Origin of the sequence: Psychromonas arctica DSM 14288 (assembly GCF_000482725.1) — a bacterium.
In the GTDB taxonomy this organism is placed as follows: domain Bacteria; phylum Pseudomonadota; class Gammaproteobacteria; order Enterobacterales; family Psychromonadaceae; genus Psychromonas; species Psychromonas arctica.
Genome location: NZ_KI519479.1, coordinates 234,978 through 253,925, shown reverse-complemented (window position 1 = coordinate 253,925; position 18,948 = coordinate 234,978). Strand labels below are relative to the sequence as shown.

The window sequence follows — 18,948 nt, the reverse complement described above, 5'->3', positions numbered from 1 at the left end:
CATCTGTATGAGCGTCAGAAAGTGATTTTTCATTTGCCGCTTTTAGATCGAGATAACCTTGAAACAAGCAGCGTAAAATTTCAAATCCTTCATTTTGAATATACTGCTCAATGTCGCCATGCTCATTATCTCGGAAATTATCAGATTGTAGCTGCTCAATCATGTGATCAATCTGTTTAGTTGCATCAGAAAAGAATGAAAAATCAGGGGTATTCAAGTAAGCTAGATTCATAGAAGGCCTTTTGGTGCTCTTTGTGTTGCGTAGTAACTACATAACTAACACAAAAAGGTTCTTCTTTCTTCTATAAAATTCTATAACCACCTGAAATCAAATAGATCTTCCGTCGATTCAAAAGATCTACACCCAATTGAAATTCACCGATGGCAAAGGATCGTTTAGATATCGCCTTTTGAATATAAGGTCTGTCAGCGACGTTTACAGAAGTCGTTAAAGGGTTCGCATTACAGAGTAATTGACCTTTTATATTAGGTGCGCCCAGATTGACATAAGTCTCTGATAGCTCTTTGATATCAGATAAAAACGCACTGCACTGTGCTGAGTCAGGAGTTAATAACTGAGGATATTTAGATAGTCGTTTTAAGAATTTTTCAGTTTCATCAATAATTTTTATTTGTTCAGCAGCCATATAATCAACAGCATCAATCGCGCGTAACCTAGCAGTTTCGATAGCACTGCTACGCTCTTCGGTTGCTTGAAAAAAAACAGCAATAAATCCCGGCAATATAATCATAAAAATTAAAAATAATAATCGAGATTTTAACGAATGAAGAAAAGTGAGCATTTCTTTATTACCTTATTTAACATAACACAATGACTGCATTAATATAAAAAGAACTCACCAAATAAAATAACAAAAAAAAATAAAGAGAAAACCCACAAAATGACAAATAAGATTACAGTTACAACTTCATGATTCACACCCTATTCAGCTTAAGTTTCACCTGCTAGGTTGCTTTCTGATTAATCTTTAATAATTCATCTTCACTAGCGATAAAAAGTGGTCACATTCTCTATTTTTCTGTATTTATGATTAAATAATTTTATTAAGAGTCACTATTTTCAGCAACATGTCAAAAGAACACTAAAATGACAAGCAAATGATTAAGTCAAATTTAACTTAATTAAATAAATATATCTATGATGTAAACCACTACTTTAGAGTTGAGTTTATGATTTTGTTTTCTTTTTTATCGTTATGTTTCTATACCTGTTACAAATTGAGATGCTTTATTCAGTCGTTAGCTCGTACAGTAAGGCAAGCATCTTTGTTGTTAGAAAGAATTGATTGAACTAGTTAGATCTTCAACTTTTTGCCTAGAAACTACTCACCTCACAACTTACTGAACTTTGCGCCTTGAATGGTAACGAGTATATATACTGAGTTGAGCGATTAATCTAAGAGAGGTGAAATGGGTGCATACCCTGTGATTGAAAGATGAAGAAATGAAGAGACGAGGAACATAAAAAATAGACAAAAAAAAAGCTTCGCAAATGCGAAGCTTTTTCTTAAAATTGGTGCCCGGAGACGGACTTGAACCGTCACGACCATAAGTCGAGGGATTTTAAATCCCTTGTGTCTACCGATTTCACCACCCGGGCGATTATCTAAGTTTCTAGATAAGTGGCGCGAATTATATAGTACTTTTTATTAAGTACAAGATGTAATAGTAAAATAACCAAATAAAATCAGTTAATTGATGAAAAATAAAGCAACACCCATTCACTTGCTCTAGTTTTGCAATGGCTAAACAACAATGCCACCCTTGGCAGATTTAACATTGTTTAATATTTTAATCTAAGTGTCCCAAGAACATCACCTTAAAATAAACTGCGGTAACTTCTACTTTAGCCAACTCACCATTTCCTGTAATGGCTCAATAGTATTGTCAGTTAACGGCCAATACTCTAAACCAATATATCCGCTGAAATTAGTTTGCTTAATGGCAGAAAAAATTTCAGGATAATTAATTTCTCCACGTTGTAGCTCATGACGACCAGGATGCCCTGCTGCATGAAAATGACCAATATAATCGATATTTTCTCTTATATTATTAATAATATTGCCTTCACTAATTTGCTGATGATAAATATCAAATAACACTTTAACGTTAGGACTGGAAACTTGTTTAATAATATCAAAAGCTTCAGCACTTTTTATTAAATAATAACCGGGGTGATCAATTCGTTCATTTAAAGGCTCAACGACTAATGTCATATCCGCAGCCTCTAACAATAACGCCGCAGCAGTTAAGCCATCAATTAACGACTGTTTTTGCTGTTCGCGTGGCACCCCTTCAATAAAATCGCCCACTTGGGAAATAATGGTTTTAATTTTTAAATGTTTAGCCACCGCAATTGAATCACTTAATGCTTGTAAATAAGCACTACGCTGTTCAGCGTTTACTAAGCTAATAAATTTAGTACAACAACAGGAAATCGATAAGTCATAGCGTTCAACAGCGGCTTGCAGTGCAGTTAAATCTTTATCCCACCAAGACCAGAACTCTATGGTTGAGATGTTCGCGTGCGCCGTTGCTTGACAAGCTTGATCAAAAGATAAATTGCCAAAAACAGCATCGATACAAAGTGAAGGTGATAATTTAGTCTGCTTAATATGCATAGGAACCTTTTAGTATTAAATTATTCTGTTTTTATTCTCACTTAATTACGCATCTATTCAATGACACATGCACTCAAATAAGAATCAACGTTAAAAATCGAATCAGCTGAAAAAGTTAACCATTTACCATTAATAAGACATTATTAACCTTTCCTGTTAAATTATTCACATTTATTATACCTTTACTGATATTTTTTCATAAACTTATCAGGATTAGTTGTAATAACAAAGTCAGTATTTAAAATAATCTAACCCAGTCATATAACCGTTACACTCAAGATAAAAAATCAGTAAGTTGTAAGGTGAAAATATTCTAGGGTTATAGGTAAAGATCTACGAGTATAAATACATTTAACACGAAAGGGAGCACTATGAAAATTGCAGTTACAGCCGCGAGCGGTCACTTAGGCGCTAACATTGTTAATGCTTTATTAGCATTTACCTGCAAAAAAAACGTTATTGCACTTGCTCGTACACCAGAGAAAGCAGCACATTTAGGTGTTGAAGTACGTAGTGGCGATTATGAAAACATGGCTCAATTACTGCAATCTTTACAGGGGGTGGATACATTATTACTTGTATCTGGTATGGACGAACCAAGTAAACGAATTGGCCAACACCGTAATGTCATCAATGCAGCCAAACAAGCGGGTGTTAAAAAAATCGTTTACACCAGTATTCAAGGTGCAGAGGAAGGTAACGCTTTCTCACCAGTAGTGCAGAGTAATCGTCAAACTGAAAAAGATATAATAACCAGTGGATTAGAATGGGTGATCGGTCGAAATGGTATTTATATTGAACCCGATATTGAGTATATCGAAAATTATAAAGAAGTTGGGTACGTTTCAAACTGTGCCGATAAAGGTTTATGTGGTTACACAACACACCAAGAGTTAGCGTATGCTTACGCGCGTATGCTTAGCGAAGATAAACATCATGGAAAAATTTATAATCTACACGGTGAACCAATTTCACAACAAAAACTGACGGACTATTTAAATACAACCTTTGATGCGCAGCTAACCTATCAATCAATGAGCGTAGAAGAGTACCGTCAATCGCGGTGTGCTCAATTAGGTGATTTTCTAGGTTCAATCATCGCTGGCATTTACCAAGGCATTCGTGAAGGTAAAATCAATAACCCAAGTCACTTTTTACAAGCATCTGGCCGTGAACATCAACGTTGGGATGAGTTTTTCACTCACTTAAAAGAGAAGACTGTTAAATGAATTTTATTGATAGAATCAGTTATTTTTTAACGTTATTTAGTGAGCATTTACTTATTTCATTTTTAGCAATGCTGATTGTGACGGTATTTGGTGTTGCGATTGGTATTTGGGTATTTTACAAACCCAAAGCACGGCGCATTATTATGCCCACAGTGAATTTTTTATACACCATTCCTTCCATTGCAATGTTTGGTTTACTTATTCCACTAGTTGGCATTGGGTTACAAAATGCATTAATTGTATTGGTGTTATACGGTCTATTGCCGATTGTGCACAACACCTATAGTGGTATGAAAGAAGTCCCTTATCATTTGGTGGACGCCGCCAAGGGGTTAGGCTCAACACCACAACAATTGTTTCGCCATGTTTACTTTCCTTTAGCATTACCGAGTATTTTATCTGGATTACGCATTACCACGGTGATGGTGATTGCTTTAACCGGACTAGCGGCATTAATCGGAGCAGGTGGTCTCGGGCAAGCAATTTTCCGTGGGCTGAATACAATGAATACGCCATTAATTGTGACCGGTTCTTTAGGTATTTCATTATTTGCTATTTTAGGTGATAAATTTGTTGGTACATTAGAGAAAAACAATAACCTGCAACGCATTATTAACCGCAATGCGCAACCTTCACAAAAGCACTTTATCTATCTTAATCTTGGTATCTTAGCCGCGTTGGTATTGATGTCATTGGTATATATTAATCCTTTCTCTAAGATAAAAGATAGGGTAATTACAGTCGCTTCAAAGCCCATGTCTGAACAATATATATTGGGCGAAATTATGTCGCAGCTGATTGAGAATCAAACCGATATTAATGTCATTCGACAATTTGGTATTGGTGGAGGCACGACCAATATCCACCCTGCTTTACTGTCTGGCGATCTAGATATGTATGTTGAATATACAGGCACCGCTTGGATGAATGTATTAAACCAACAATCACAGTTAAATTTTGAGCAATTACAACAACAATACCAAGATAACTATCAACTACAGTGGCTAGGTTTATTAGGCATGAACAATACCTATGCTATTGCTATCCCTCAATCCATCGCAACACAAAAACAGATAAAAACCTATTCGGACTTAGTCCGCCACAGTGTTGCTTTTGACTTTGGTGCTGAGTTTGAGTTTTTTGAGCGCGCAGATGCTTACCCTAGTTTGATCAAGGTTTACCCTTTTAACTTTGCCAAACTCCATGAAATGGATATTAGTTTGCGTTATAAAGCCATTGAAGAAGGCAAGGTTAATGCCATTGATGCCTTTACTACCGATGCACAAATTGAAGCACTCGACTTACAAGTACTGGTTGATGATAAACATTTTTTCCCTGACTATGAGGCAGGTATCGTAATAAGAGAAGCAGTGTTGCAACAATACCCAGAGTTAAAAACAGTGCTGATGCAATTAGAAGGCAAAATTTCTACCGAATCAATGCGTAAAATGAACTATCAACTTGAGGTGTTAAAAGAGACGCCTAAGGAAATCGCGCAAGCGTTTTTAGCAACACTAGGGCATAAAGATGAATAATAAAAAAACAGTGCTTACCGTTAATAATGTGACTTTTTCCTATGATGATAAAGTAGTGCTTAAGGATTTTTCTCTTAATATTGATACTGGCAGTTTTGTTTGTTTAACCGGAGAAAGCGGCTGTGGAAAATCGACATTATTACGATTGATGAACGGGTTATTGATACCACAACAAGGTGATATCAATATAAATGGTGAACGATTAACGTTAGCTAATGCGATTGATAAGCGACGTAGCATTGGGTATATCTTGCAAGAAGGTGCTTTGTTCCCTCATTTAACCGTTTATCAAAACATGATTTATTGTCTTACGCTGTTAAATATGTCTCCACAAGCCTGTCAACAACGCATCGATGAATTGTTACCCTTAGTCAATTTGAGCCATGACCTGTTGCAACAATTTCCAGATCAACTCAGTGGAGGCCAGCGTCAGCGAGTCGGTATAATCAGGGGTATTGCTCATCATCCTGCCATTGTATTGATGGATGAACCCTTTTCAGCATTAGATCCAGAAACTCGTGAAAGTTTACAAGATTTAGTCAAGAGCATTCATCAACAGACCGATACCACCTTCGTGATGGTCACGCACTCTTTAAGTGAGGCTGAAAAACTAGGCACAGCAATTGTTAACATGTAACGCGAACAATTAACGTCAAAAATTGCTTAGGGAAGTGTTAGGACTACTATAATAGGTGCGAGTATAAAAGGTGCTAGGTCTAATATAAAGCGAGGTAGATTTGATATAGAAAAGTATTAGACCAGAGATAAAGCGCTGTTAGGTCTAATGTAAAAATTAAATAGCTTTCTTCTATTATAAAAATCACTCGAATTTTAAGCAAAAAAAAGCCTCAACATCTGTTGAGGCTTTTTTTTATAATTGGTGCCCGGAGACGGACTTGAACCGTCACGACCATAAGTCGAGGGATTTTAAATCCCTTGTGTCTACCGATTTCACCACCCGGGCGATTGCTTTAAAGCGTGCTTAAGCAATGAGGGGCATTATAGAGAAATTAATGTTAGTCACAACCCCTAAACAGCAATAAAAGACAATTTATTGACTGACTGCTGATTATTTCAACATATTGATATTTAACAAACAATTTTTGTTTAAAGCACACTCACTAAAACACCAATCAATTTCAATTAAATGACATTAAAGTAAATTGAATTTGAAAAATGGTAGGTAACATAATGTTGGTACTTCATTTTTATTAAATTTACCCTCAATTCTGGTTAATGAAAGCGGAATTAAATTTAAAATCATAAGATTATATTGTTTGGCTATACAGAAGCGTTAGTTTTGCGTACTTCAAGGCGAATTATTGAAGCATAACTGGTTATTGATAAATAATTTAACGAAGAAATCCGCGGAAATAGCGGTGTTGTATCGCTTTGCTTATCCAGAACTGAGGTTAAATTAAGTATTTTAATAAAAATGTCATCTTTTAACGGTACAAATATGCGCACTTTATTTATTATTTTATGGAAGATTATCAATGAAACTTAATTTACTCACCAGCATTATTCTTTCTTCTACCTTAATTGGCTGCGCAAATACACCTTCACAACTAACCAACAATCAGCACAGCATTAAATTGCAAGAAGCAGGTCGATACCAGTCAAATATATTTGACCAAAGTGCCGCTGAAATTGTTACTTTTGATAAGCTAACCCAACAAACATTTGTAGTTAATGCTCAATCTGGACAAATAGATGTTATAGATAGTCACAATATTGATGCTCCTACCCTAGTTAAACACCTTGATATAAAAGCAGATATTAAGCAACACTTTAATGCTCAAGCCGGTGCGGCGAACAGTGTTGATGTTTATAACGGTTTATTAGCTGTGGCCATTGAAGCAAAGACAAAAACCGATGCGGGTTGGGTCGCTTTTTACAATACCCAAGATTTAAGTTTTATTTCTGCACATTATGTTGGCGCATTACCAGACATGCTCACGTTCACGCCTAACGGCAAACAACTTGTTGTCGCGATTGAAGCTGAACCTAGCGAAGGGAATTATGCCATCGATCCAGAGGGTGAAATTGCCATTATAGATATAAAGTGGGAAAACCAAACCTTGTCGAGCAAACTAACCCGCTTAACATTCACAGACTTTAATCAAGGTGCTGCCCGCCATCATGAATTACCACCAAACTTACTTTTAAATGGTTACCAAGCCAGCATCGCACAAGATATCGAGCCTGAATATATTGCAATCAATCAAGATAGCAGCAAAGCCTATGTCGCTTTACAAGAAAATAATGCCATCGCAATAGTTGATTTAGCCACTAAATCCATTCAGCGGATCATGCCATTAGGCTTTAAAGATCATTTAGCGGCAGGTAATGAAATCGATGGAAATGATAAAGATAAAAAGGCATTACTTAACAAAGAAGCTTTACTAGGTATGTACCAACCAGACACGATAGCCACGGTGAAATTGAATAATATTGATTACTTAATCAGCGCAAATGAAGGTGATGATCGCAGTGACTGGATAAGTGATTTATCACAAGCCGAATGTGAAGCTGGTCATTTCTATTATCACTTAAAAGATAAAAACTGTAGCGATGATATTAAGTTAAAGGACGCCTTTTCAGCTAAAGTTTATCAACCGCAATTAACAGCAGCAACACTAGACTTATCTAATTTCAAAAAAGGCGGCTCGCAACAGTCAACAGTTAAACACATTAAATTCTCACACTCATTAACAGCTCAACATGGTGACCTAGATGGTGATGGAAAAATCGATCGTTTATTAACCTTTGGTGGCCGATCTTTTTCTATTTGGGATATCGATAACAGTAAAATGATATTTGATTCCGGCAGTGATTTTGAACGTATAACAGCACAAAAATACGGTAACAACTTTAATCAAACACACAATAAATTGAAAGCAGAAAACCGTAGTGCTAAAAAAGGACCCGAGCCGGAAGCATTAACTACCGGCACCATTAACGGTAAAACCTATGCATTTATTGGCTTAGAGCGTATGGGCGGTATTATGGTTTATGATATTAGCCAACCTAAACAAGCACGCTTTGTACAATATCTGAATAATCGCGATATGACAGTAAACCCAAAAGACAATAAACAAAAAAATGCACAGGGTGTTACAACCTATCAAGTTGATGCCGGTGATTTAGGACCCGAAGGATTTAAATTTGTTAGCGCTGAAGATAGCCCAAGTGGTACACCGATTTTGATAGTCGGTAATGAAGTCAGTGGCAGCACTCGTTTTTATCGAGTAATGACAAACCAATAGAGACGGCATTGCTGCCTTTATAAACTTCTGTGTTAAAGCATCTGAGATTATTCAAGCTGATCTTTTATTATTCAGCGCTGAATTTACTTATTAAACTCTGAAGTAAAAGAATATAAAGCGAGTCAGTAAGCTAAAAAGGCTCGCTACAGCTCATTGAGTACTCGTTAAGCGTACTCAACTTAATAAAAATTAAAGTTCGGTTAGCTTTAAGCAATCTACATCAAGCATCTCGATTGGTAACGGGTATATATTAAAATGAGAAGATGAATATGGATCAGCGAGTAAATAATTGAACCTAATCAGTACTTTTCGCTTATTTGAAATTGACAACTAAAATCAGGACGAATACAATCCGCTCTGATTTAGTAAATAGAGTTCCCAACCTACTAAAACATCCACTGCGTGATTGATAACGCACTATAGTGGGGCTATAGCTCAGCTGGGAGAGCGCCTGCCTTGCACGCAGGAGGTCTGCGGTTCGATCCCGCATAGCTCCACCAATTTTTTCAATATTGCTCCGGCATATTGGTCATTTTGATTCAAAGCAACCACTCCCAATTTGGCTATATTCGAAAGAGATTCCCTTTCAAAACAACCATATCAAAGTGACTTTCTAGTTGAGATTCAAAACAGTTATTGATAAATAACGATCCACAATAACCATTCTTCTCGTCGTCATACTTTTTCTCGTCGTGCCCTTTTTCTCATAGCAAATTTTTCACAAAAATACTATTTCTCACTCGTTTCTGGCTTTGCTTCTATTTTTGCTTTACGACGCTGACGAATCAACCCTTCTTGAATAGAGGATGCAACCAATTTACCATCTCGCGTAAAAAACTTGCCTGACACTAAACCACGGCCATCGGATGCAACTGAACTTTCTACAGAATACAGTAACCACTCATCTAAACGGAAATCATGATGGAACCACATAGAATGGTCAATAGTGACCACTTGCATGCCTTCAGTGAAGAAAGAAACACCGTGTGGTTGTAGAGCGGTAGGTAAAAAATTGAAGTCAGAAGCATAAGCCAATAAATAGCGATGCACACGCAGGTCATCTGGCATACGCCCATTAGCTTTAAACCACACTAAACGGGTAGCAGGTTCAATTTCTGGTTCAACAGGGTTAATTAATGTCACCGGTCGCATTTCTATCGGTTTTTCAGCAACCAGTTTGTCACGAATAGAAGCTGGTAATAGATCAGAATGTAATAAAGCCATCTCTTGCTCAGAAATAAGATCTTCTGGTGCAGGTGCTTCAGGCATCTCATCTTGATGCTCAAAGCCCTTTTCAGGTGCTTTAAATGAAGCGGTCATATAAAAAATAGGCTTACCATTTTGAATCGCCTTGATTCGCCTTGCAGAAAGCGAATTACCGTCGCGAATTCTTTCTACATCGTAAACAATAGCCCGATCTGTTTTACCTGGACGTAAAAAATAAGAGTGAAAAGAGTGGACTTGCTGCTCTTTTTTAACGGTTTCTTTAGCCGCAGAAATCGCTTGTCCCATGACTTGACCACCAAATACTGCGCCAAACCCTAAATCTTGGCTATCACCACGAAACAAATTTTCTTCTAGCTTTTCTAAACTTAATTGCTTTAACAGATCGTTTAATACTTTACCCATTTTTAACTCCCAAAAAAGGGCGTGTAATACGCCCTTGTTTATTATTTAAAAAGTAGTTGAAGCTTATAAAGCCATGAGTAATTCACGTACTTTTGCAAAATCAACAGGGAACTCTTTTGATAATAGAGGCAATTCTGCACGTGATGCTAATTCTTCAGGAATGAAAATGTCACGCCCTAAAATATCTTCAACACTTTCTTTAAACTTAGCAGGATGCGCTGTACATAAGAACAAACCAGTTTCGTTATCTTTAAGCTGTTTCGTCAACTCATGATAAGCAATTGCGCCATGTGGCTCACATAAATAACCTAGTTTATCCATTTCGATCAAGGTGTCTTTTGTTTCTTGATCCGACAGCTTGCCATAACCTAGTTCCGTTAATGACCAGCCTTTAACTTTAAATAGCTCTTCAATACGTGGCCAGTTATTTGGCGCACTCACATCCATCGCATTTGAAAGTGTTGCTACAGTCTTTTTCGGTGCCCATGTGCCTTCTTGTAAATAACGAGGCACCGTATCATTTTCATTGGTTGCAGCAATAAAACGTTTAATCGGTAATCCCAACGCTTTAGCTAATAGCCCCGCCGTTAAATCACCAAAATTACCACTCGGTACCGAAACCACCAAGTTATCACGTTGTTCAACAGATAATTGTGCAAAAGCTTCAAAGTAGTAACAAATTTGTGCAACAAGACGACTAATATTAATTGAGTTTGCAGAGTTTAAACCCACTGCTTGTTTTAACTCTTGGTCATCAAATGCTTGTTTAACCATCGTCTGACAATCATCAAAGTCACCTTCAATCGCAACCGTTGTGATATTGCCACCTAATGTACAAAATAATTTTTCTTGTAATGGGCTAATTTTTCCTTTTGGATAAAGGATAACAACATTAATATTTTCCATGCCGTAAAAAGCATGCGCAACAGCAGCGCCAGTATCACCTGATGTGGCGGTTAAAATAGTGATTTTTCCATCGTCTTTGAATTGCGCTAAACACTGCGCCATGAAACGGCCACCAAAATCTTTAAAGGCTAACGTAGGCCCATGAAATAGCTCTAATGCATTAATGTTTTCAGTGACTTTTTTAACTGGAGCAGGAAAAGTAAAAGCATTAGATACGATTTCATAAACAGCTTGCTTGCTTAGTTCATCACCAATTAAATGCGATAAAATTTCAGTTGAGCGATCTACTAAATTCATTTCTAGTAACGAATCGATATTGTCTAATGGAACAATAGTCTCAGGGAAAAATAAGCCTTGGCCGCGCCCTAACCCTTGTTTAACAGCCTGTTGAAAGCTGACTTGTTCGCTGTTGTCTTTAATGTTGTATAAATTCATAATTCTTTTCCTAACACGCGTGCACCTTGTTCATCAAGGTGACAAATATGACAGAAGCCCTCTTCATTTTGAAGGAAATTTTCTGTTAACCAAGTTTTTAATAATTCTGCTTGTGACAAATCACTCATCACTGCAAATACCGTTGGACCAGAGCCAGAGATCCCCATCGCCAGTGCACCACTTTGTTGTGCAAATAAACGCGCTTGATCAAAGCCTGGAATCAATTGAGAACGATAAGGTTCAGCAATCACGTCATTCAGCATTAACGCTGCTAATGCGGGTTGTTCACTATGACAAGCATGCACAAATGCACCCAATCGACGGCCATAAGTCAAGGCATCAGACAAACGATATTGCGATGGTAATATGTCACGTGCCGCGGCAGTTGAAATAGTAATACCAGGATAAGCAACCACCCAATACCACTCTTTAAATGAAGGAATCGTCTGGCTAATAACTCCCCCTTCATTAATCATCAATTGCATACCACCAAGGTAACAAGGAGCAACATTGTCATAATGCACACTGCCACTAATTTTACCTTCCATTTCACCCATAATAGTTAACATCACATGCTCATCTAATAGATAATCATGCCATGCATTTAGCGCTTCTAACGCAGCGACTATAGAGCTTGAACTAGACCCTAAACCACTACCCACTGGTAGATTTTTTTCTAACGTCAATGACACCGGTAATATTTCTTTATGCAGTTTTGCCAGCTCTGTTTGGTAAGCTAAATAACAGTCATAAACAATATTACTCTTAGAATCATCGGGTAATTTATGTGCATAAGGGCCAACACATTGTAATGAAAACCCATAATCACCTTTAGTGATCTTAACGCGGTCACCTAATGGAGAACCGTCAATAGGAGTTAATGCACCACCTAATACGTCAAATCCCACACTTACATTCGCCGTTGAGGCCGGTGCATAAACAACAATAGACATATTAAAACCCCTGTTTCTGAATTTGAATACTGTTCGTAATACACATTACGCAAGTATTTTTAAATTGTTTTATAGCAGCAAAAATTGCAACCATGCTAGAACTCCTGTTTCCAGTTCAATGTGCGAAGTACATCAGCAAACACACCAGCGGCTGTCACTTCCGTACCAGCACCATAACCGCGTAATACTAACGGGATAGGTTGGTAATATTGACTATAAAATGCGAGTGCATTTTCGCCATCTTTTACTTTATTCAATGGATCGTTTTCATCCACAGCCATAATACTACATTTACATTTTCCATCTTCAATACTGCCAATATAACGTAATACTTTACCTTCTTCATTGGCTTTATCTTGCAACTGTTTGAAGTACTGATCTGCTTCTGGCAAACGTGCCATAAATTCATCAGCCGTTCCTGTATCATCAAAACCAGGCGGCAATGCTTGTTCAACTTCAACATCATCTAAGTTGATGTTCATGCCCGATTCACGCGCTAAAATAAGTAACTTACGAGCAACGTCTGTACCACTTAAATCATCACGAGGATCAGGTTCAGTGAAACCAAGATTACGGGCTTCAGAGGTGACATCTGAAAATGATTTCCCATCATCTAACTTGCCAAAGATGAACGATAAAGAGCCAGATAAAATACCATTAAATTTAACTAAACGGTCGCCTGCGTTGAATAGGTTTTGTATATTTTCAATCACCGGTAGACCAGCACCCACGTTAGTGTCATATAAAAACTTACGACGTTTCATTAACGCAGTTAAACGTAATTGATGGTAGTAATCCATGCTACTTGTGTTAGCTTTTTTATTGGCAGTGACTACGTGGAAACCTGCGCCTAAAAAGTCAACATAACGCGCTGCAATACCATCATTACTAGTACAATCAACAATCACAGGATTAATGATATGCGAACCATTAACGAGGTTTTTCATCGCCACTAGCGATAACTCTTCAGTGGCATCTTTTAATAAATCGCGCCAGTTGTTTAGATCAACACCATGAACATCCAATAACATTGCACGGCTATTCACCACACCACAGACTCGAATCGCTATATTGCGCTCTGCTAAATAGGTTTGTTGACGATGAATTTGATCGATTAACGCACCACCAACACCACCACAACCAATCACAAATAAGTCTATAAATTGCGTACTGCTAAAGAAACTGTGATGACATGCGATCACTGCTTCATTGGCTTTTTTCTCAGAAACAACAGCAGAGATAGAACGCTCAGAAGACCCCTGTGCAATCGCTGTCACATTAATAGATGCATCGGTCAGTGCAGTTAGAAAACGCGCGGCAACGCCCTTTTCTTTTTTCATGCCATCGCCAACAAGCGAAATAATGGCTTGCTTGTCAATGACATCGATTTCTTCTAGTAAATTATTTTCAAACTCTAGGCTAAATTCTTCTACTAACGCATCAATCGCCTGTTGTGTATCGTTTGAATAGATACAGAAGCTTAAACTGTATTCCGATGAAGATTGTGTGATTAAAATAATCGAAACACCCGCACGAGAAACAGTCGAGAAGATACGACCGGCCATGCCAACAATACCTTTCATACCAGGGCCTGAAATACTTAGCATACTCAGCCCTTTAAGATCTGAAATGCCTTTTACACGTAACTTCTGATCACTTTTTTGTGCACTAATCAAGGTACCTTCCGCTTGAGGATTATGTGTATTTTTAATAAGACAAGGAATATGGTGCTGCGCAATCGGAGCGATAGTTTTTGGATGCAATACTTTGGCGCCAAAATAAGAAAGCTCCATGGCTTCAGCGTAGCTTAACGATGTAAGTAATTTTGCATCTTTAACTAAACGTGGGTCACAGCTATATACGCCATCAACATCGGTCCATATTTCACAGCATTCTGCTTTTAAACAAGCCGCTAAAACCGCAGCTGAATAATCTGAACCATTACGTCCTAAAACTAATGTTTCACCTTCTTCATTACCTGCTGTAAAGCCCGGCATTAAATAGATAGCATTAGCAACAATCGCATCTTGTGCTAATAATTTGCGTGATGTTTTAATGTCTATTTGTGCTTCTAAATAACCACCTTTAAAAGAGATTAACTTTTGCTGAGGCACAATCACTTCAACATCTTGGCCTTTAGCAATAAGAAGTTGCTTCATACAAGCAACACTTAACACTTCACCTTTACTTAAAATGCGTGCTTCGATGCTCGCCGGACATTGACCTAACAAACGCACGCCTTCTAATAAATTACTTAACTCAGCAATTTCATTTTCAAAGGTATTACGTAATAGATCGTCAGCTAATTCAGCGTAGGTTTCTTTTAGGCCTTTAATGAGCTCAGAGAAGATTTTTTGAATTGCAATTAAATGCTCATCAGCAGACAATCCTTGGCTGGTTTTTTCTACTACCGCTACCAAGTTATTGGTCACCCCTGAAGGCGCTGATAATACAAGAGCGATTTGAGACTGTTGCTGATTGTTAATAACAATATCAGCCACCTGATTGAAACGTTGAGCATTTGCTAATGAAGTGCCGCCAAATTTAAGTACGCGCATCGTACCTCCCTGCTTTAATACGAAAAAACCCGCTTTCAATAGCGGGTTTTATGAATGTATAGATTTTCTTTTTTACAAATAGCAAAAAAAGCTGCGAACTAAGCGCAGCTTTCTTCGGTTTGAACGGATAAAATAAAATAAAATACATGTGTGTTAATAGTTTCATTATTAATTAAATTTATGATGAGATTATATCAAAGCTTAATGCGTACTGGAACAAACAACCGATCTAGCTTGCAATTAATTAGCATAACAAATAACAAAATGTTAATTCCCCCCCTCTGTGACTTGATAAATATCAAATAGACAAGGTAAAACGCTTGTTTAAATCCATAATAAGTTGTTATCTATATGTTAAGTAATTACACTTTAAGCACTGAAAACTGAGACTTTTTAAACTGCATAGAATTTAGCATGATTAATTGTTTAAAAACGGCCGAAATTCTGCGTGCCATGACAGTTTCACTCAACCTAATATTATCCCGCACAGGTTGAGCAAAGCATTATTAATTTTTATAGGAGTCAATTCATGTCTAGCGCTAACATTTTAGTTGTAGAAGATGAGTTAGTAACAAGAAGTACATTAAAAAGCGTTTTTGAAGCCGAAGGTTATCAAGTATTTGAAGCTAATGACGGTACTGAAATGCACCAAGTATTAGAGCAAAATGAAATAAACCTGATTATCATGGATATTAATTTACCAGGTAAAAATGGGCTTTTATTAGCAAGAGAGATACGTGAGCATAAAAATATTGCCCTTATTTTCTTAACCGGTCGTGACAACGAAGTAGATAAGATCCTTGGTTTAGAAATTGGCGCGGATGATTATATTACTAAACCCTTTAATCCGCGTGAATTGACCATTAGAGCACGCAACTTATTAACACGTACCATGCAAGATACCTTGTATTTTGAGCAGGTGCGCCAAAAGGTTGAACATTATAAATTCAGTGGTTGGACACTAGAGATAGATAGTCGCTCATTGATTAGCCCTCATGGTGAAGTGTTCAAACTACCACGTAGTGAGTTCCGAGCAATTTTACATTTCATTGAAAACCCAGGGAAAATACAAACTCGTGCGGATCTATTAATGAAAATGACAGGACGAGAATTAAAAGCACATGACCGTACAGTAGATGTCACCATCCGTCGTATTCGTAAACACTTTGAAACCGTTCCAGAATCAGCAGAAATCATTTCCACGATCCACGGTGAAGGTTACCGCTTTTGTGGTGAATTAGAATAACCTCCTGAAGTTATAAATCCAATGTAGTACGAATCTAAAGTAAACAAAACAGAAATCGTTATCTACATGTTGATTAAAACTAAGAAGGCCAGTTTTACTGGCCTTCTTAATTATTTACAGTATATCTACCTGGTTTTATCAACCTTAGCGACCTACCAATTAAAAACAAACTCGTTTCTTATACCGATTTAAACGCCTTCAGTCCTGCGCGACACGAATATTATCCGCTATTGGCAACAATCCATTTTCTCAATTTTTTCACGTCTTCAAGATAACCTACTTTGATCAACTCGTGCCAATCATCAATATTATCCCACCAAGCCGGTAACTCTGGCGATTGCATTTTTTGCGCTAACTTCTGAATACGTAACAACCCTACGGAAGCAGCAGCACCTTTAATTTTATGTGATTGAGAAGCGATCCCCTTTTCATTTTTTGCCACCATATGACTTTCTAGAATAGACAAATATTCAGGCATCATCGTCTCAAATAAGGAGACGTTATCTAACATCACTGACGTTGGTAAAAACTCCATCAACTCTTTCAGCATTTGTTCATTAAACAAATCAACTTTAGGTTCTTTCTGTATCGCAGGCTGCACATTAATGAGATTAGTAACCACTTCACTTTGGTCACTAAAGTGGCGTTCCAACATGCTATTAAATAAAGGCAAACTTAAGGGTTTACCAATTGCATCATCCAAGCCTTTTTCAATAAATTGCTGTGTATCGGAAAAAACATTTGCGGTTAAGGCAACAATTGGCGGTAATTTAGAATACGTTTCACGCAGGCGTTGTGTCACCTCATAACCATTCATATCCGGCAATTGTATATCCATCAAGATCAGCTGAAATTCTTTATTGGCCACCTTATCGAGCGCTTGCTGTCCATCCATTGCGACGTCAACATGATGGCCTTGCTTTTCTAATAAGGCCCTTGCAACTAAGATATTCAACTCTATATCCTCTACCAGTAGGATAGACAAAATCGGCACCTGGAAGGTTGACTCTTTTTTTGATGCCGCAACGCATACCGTCGGTAAACTGAGAGTGAATGTACTGCCTTTCCCTAATTCACTGCTTACGGTTAAACGTCCATTCATTGCTTTCGCAATTTGGCTTGAAACCGACAAACCGATACCCGTTCCCGTTGCATGGCGCTCGCCTTGAACTTGATAGTACATGGCGAATATTTTGTCTAACTTATCTTTTGGAATACCGACGCCAGTATCTTCGACTTCAAAATTTAACCATGTTTTTTGATCTTCTATAAAACTGCTACAGCGTATAGTCACTTCACCTTGAACGGTAAACTTAACGGCATTAGTGATTAAGTTCCATAGTACTTGTCGTAAACGGGTACCATCAGAGTTAATGCATTTAGGTAATTCCCCTTCTTGTTTGAAGATTAGAGTTAATTTCTTTTGTTCCGTTTGAATATATGCAAGGCTTTGTAAATCATTGATGAAATCATCTACATTAATACAGTCATTAACTAAATTAAGGCGTCGTCTATCTAACTTATCCAGGTCGACAATATCATTGAATATATTCCCTAGCGTGATAGCACTCATATGAATGGTTTTAAGGTATTGAGTCTGTTCTTTATTAAAGTTTTCATCTAATAACATGCGACTTAAGCCAACGATACCATTGAGAGGCGTTCGCAACTCATGACTAATAGTTGAAATAAAGGTAGTTTTATCGCGACTGGCTTTTTCTAAAAATTCTTGGTGTTTTTTACGTTCAGTAATATCTCGGCCAAAACCAATTAAACCAACACATTCGCGTTGGCTATTAAATAAGGGTAACGCACGAATTTCAAAATAGGCCATGCGCCCATTTGGATATTCCAACCACGTTTCGTGGATCTGCTCAAGGTGAGTTTCAATCACTTTTTTATGCCTTAATGAAACTGACTGAGCATACTCATCAGAATAGATATCGGCAGGCACTAAACCAATTAATTCAGCTTCTGTTTTACCTGAGATCTCTTCCATTGCTTTGTTACAACTGACAAACCGTTGCACTAAATCCCGATGAAAAATCAAGTCAGGTGAGGTATCAAAAAAAGATTGTAGTAAGTTTTTCCCTTCGCGCAATTGCAGCTGTGTTTTTTGATGATCTACAATCTCATTTTCTAACAAGTGTGTTTTAGCTTTGTCTCGCTGTGATATTTTCTCTAATTTATCGACAGTCATTGCTAAACGTTGACGCGCATTATCTAAATCATCAACCACTACCGTTAAAAAATAAACTGCCCAAGGTGTGATCAATAAACCTAACATAACAGACCGATAAATATCGGCCATGTCGAGTGATTCAGAAAACAGATGTGCAATGATAATTTGAATACAGGCATCACCTAAAATAATCGCAAAGGCTAGTAACATGCTAAATTTTATTGGACCAAGACGTTTCAATAGCGAAACATAATAGTGTACCCATGTTTTTAGATTAAATAGACTCACAGTTCCTCACAATATTAATAACTTAAATGAATGACAGGATTAAATAATAGAACGCTTAGTGTAACCGGTTTTTAGC

12 protein-coding genes, 3 tRNA genes and 1 pseudogene are annotated in these 18,948 nt (G+C 37.4%); 6 read left to right on the top strand and 10 right to left on the bottom strand.

Features of this window, described 5'->3' with window-relative positions:
• From H592_RS0116095 to H592_RS0116080, 4 genes and pseudogenes are all read right to left on the bottom strand, one after another.
• Window positions 1–232 (bottom strand): annotated as a pseudogene (locus H592_RS0116095) (hypothetical protein); the annotation flags it as partial.
• A 70-nt stretch (window positions 233–302) separates the two neighbouring features.
• A complete protein-coding gene (locus H592_RS0116090; RefSeq protein ID WP_028869670.1) occupies window positions 303–803 on the bottom strand; it encodes a PDC sensor domain-containing protein in 501 nt (166 codons plus the stop codon).
• 732 nt (window positions 804–1,535) lie between these two features.
• Window positions 1,536–1,621: transfer RNA gene (locus H592_RS0116085), tRNA-Leu, on the bottom strand.
• Between the two features lie 241 nt (window positions 1,622–1,862).
• Window positions 1,863–2,642: a TIM barrel protein gene (locus tag H592_RS0116080; RefSeq protein WP_028869669.1), complete on the bottom strand. Its 780-nt coding sequence runs from the start codon at window positions 2,640–2,642 to the stop codon at window positions 1,863–1,865.
• A 371-nt stretch (window positions 2,643–3,013) separates the two neighbouring features.
• On the opposite strand from H592_RS0116080, the gene H592_RS0116075 reads away from it, so the two are divergent.
• From H592_RS0116075 to H592_RS0116065, 3 genes are read left to right on the top strand one after another with little or no spacing between them, the layout of a single operon-like run.
• Window positions 3,014–3,871 (top strand): SDR family oxidoreductase, encoded by an 858-nt coding sequence (locus tag H592_RS0116075; RefSeq protein ID WP_028869668.1) that lies wholly within the window; start codon window positions 3,014–3,016, stop codon window positions 3,869–3,871.
• Complete coding sequence (locus H592_RS22560; protein ID WP_037071973.1) at window positions 3,868–5,406, top strand: ABC transporter permease/substrate-binding protein; 1,539 nt, start codon at window positions 3,868–3,870, stop codon at window positions 5,404–5,406. The genes H592_RS0116075 and H592_RS22560 overlap by 4 nt, the downstream gene beginning before the upstream one ends.
• A complete protein-coding gene (locus H592_RS0116065; protein ID WP_037071972.1) occupies window positions 5,399–6,043 on the top strand; it encodes an ABC transporter ATP-binding protein in 645 nt (214 codons plus the stop codon). The genes H592_RS22560 and H592_RS0116065 overlap by 8 nt, the downstream gene beginning before the upstream one ends.
• A 241-nt stretch (window positions 6,044–6,284) precedes the next feature.
• Here H592_RS0116065 and H592_RS0116060 read toward each other — a convergent pair.
• Window positions 6,285–6,370 (bottom strand) — tRNA-Leu (locus H592_RS0116060).
• A 532-nt stretch (window positions 6,371–6,902) separates the two neighbouring features.
• Between H592_RS0116060 and H592_RS0116055 the strand changes: the two genes are divergently transcribed.
• Together H592_RS0116055 and H592_RS0116050 are read left to right on the top strand one after the other, a co-directional pair.
• The gene (locus H592_RS0116055) at window positions 6,903–8,675 is read left to right on the top strand and encodes a choice-of-anchor I family protein (protein ID WP_028869666.1); all 1,773 of its coding nucleotides are present in this window, start codon (window positions 6,903–6,905) and stop codon (window positions 8,673–8,675) included.
• A 424-nt stretch (window positions 8,676–9,099) separates the two neighbouring features.
• Window positions 9,100–9,175 (top strand) — tRNA-Ala (locus H592_RS0116050).
• 229 nt (window positions 9,176–9,404) lie between these two features.
• On the opposite strand, the gene tesB is transcribed toward H592_RS0116050, so the two are convergent.
• The 4 genes from tesB to thrA all read right to left on the bottom strand — a co-directional run bounded on the left by tesB (window position 9,405) and on the right by thrA (window position 15,156).
• Window positions 9,405–10,304, bottom strand: coding sequence for an acyl-CoA thioesterase II (gene tesB, locus H592_RS0116045; RefSeq protein ID WP_028869665.1), 900 nt, complete (start codon window positions 10,302–10,304; stop codon window positions 9,405–9,407).
• 63 nt (window positions 10,305–10,367) lie between these two features.
• Window positions 10,368–11,645 carry a threonine synthase gene (thrC, locus tag H592_RS0116040; RefSeq protein WP_028869664.1) on the bottom strand — a complete coding sequence of 426 codons (1,278 nt, stop codon included), beginning with the start codon at window positions 11,643–11,645 and terminating at the stop codon, window positions 10,368–10,370.
• Window positions 11,642–12,598 carry a homoserine kinase gene (gene thrB / locus H592_RS0116035; protein WP_028869663.1) on the bottom strand — a complete coding sequence of 319 codons (957 nt, stop codon included), beginning with the start codon at window positions 12,596–12,598 and terminating at the stop codon, window positions 11,642–11,644. The genes thrC and thrB overlap by 4 nt, the downstream gene beginning before the upstream one ends.
• Before the next feature lie 95 nt (window positions 12,599–12,693).
• A complete protein-coding gene (thrA, locus tag H592_RS0116025; protein ID WP_028869662.1) occupies window positions 12,694–15,156 on the bottom strand; it encodes a bifunctional aspartate kinase/homoserine dehydrogenase I in 2,463 nt (820 codons plus the stop codon).
• A 529-nt stretch (window positions 15,157–15,685) separates the two neighbouring features.
• On the opposite strand from thrA, the gene arcA reads away from it, so the two are divergent.
• Window positions 15,686–16,402, top strand: coding sequence for a two-component system response regulator ArcA (gene arcA, locus H592_RS0116020; protein ID WP_028869661.1), 717 nt, complete (start codon window positions 15,686–15,688; stop codon window positions 16,400–16,402).
• Window positions 16,403–16,622: 220 nt separating this feature from the next.
• Here the strand turns inward: arcA and arcB are convergent, their stop codons facing one another.
• A complete protein-coding gene (gene arcB / locus H592_RS0116015) occupies window positions 16,623–18,872 on the bottom strand; it encodes an aerobic respiration two-component sensor histidine kinase ArcB (RefSeq protein WP_028869660.1) in 2,250 nt (749 codons plus the stop codon).
• Window positions 18,873–18,948 lie beyond the last annotated feature (76 nt).

What these genes read in the sequence shown, in the direction of transcription:
- H592_RS22560 (WP_037071973.1), top strand. Translation starts at nt 3,868, where the DNA reads ATGAATTTTATTGATAGAATCAGTTATTTTTTAACGTTATTTAGTGAG.
- thrA (WP_028869662.1), bottom strand. Translation starts at nt 15,156, where the DNA reads ATGCGCGTACTTAAATTTGGCGGCACTTCATTAGCAAATGCTCAACGT.
- H592_RS0116075 (WP_028869668.1), top strand. Translation starts at nt 3,014, where the DNA reads ATGAAAATTGCAGTTACAGCCGCGAGCGGTCACTTAGGCGCTAACATT.
- thrB (WP_028869663.1), bottom strand. Translation starts at nt 12,598, where the DNA reads ATGTCTATTGTTGTTTATGCACCGGCCTCAACGGCGAATGTAAGTGTG.
- H592_RS0116055 (WP_028869666.1), top strand. Translation starts at nt 6,903, where the DNA reads ATGAAACTTAATTTACTCACCAGCATTATTCTTTCTTCTACCTTAATT.
- H592_RS0116090 (WP_028869670.1), bottom strand. Translation starts at nt 803, where the DNA reads ATGCTCACTTTTCTTCATTCGTTAAAATCTCGATTATTATTTTTAATT.
- H592_RS0116080 (WP_028869669.1), bottom strand. Translation starts at nt 2,642, where the DNA reads ATGCATATTAAGCAGACTAAATTATCACCTTCACTTTGTATCGATGCT.
- arcA (WP_028869661.1), top strand. Translation starts at nt 15,686, where the DNA reads ATGTCTAGCGCTAACATTTTAGTTGTAGAAGATGAGTTAGTAACAAGA.
- tesB (WP_028869665.1), bottom strand. Translation starts at nt 10,304, where the DNA reads ATGGGTAAAGTATTAAACGATCTGTTAAAGCAATTAAGTTTAGAAAAG.
- thrC (WP_028869664.1), bottom strand. Translation starts at nt 11,645, where the DNA reads ATGAATTTATACAACATTAAAGACAACAGCGAACAAGTCAGCTTTCAA.
- H592_RS0116065 (WP_037071972.1), top strand. Translation starts at nt 5,399, where the DNA reads ATGAATAATAAAAAAACAGTGCTTACCGTTAATAATGTGACTTTTTCC.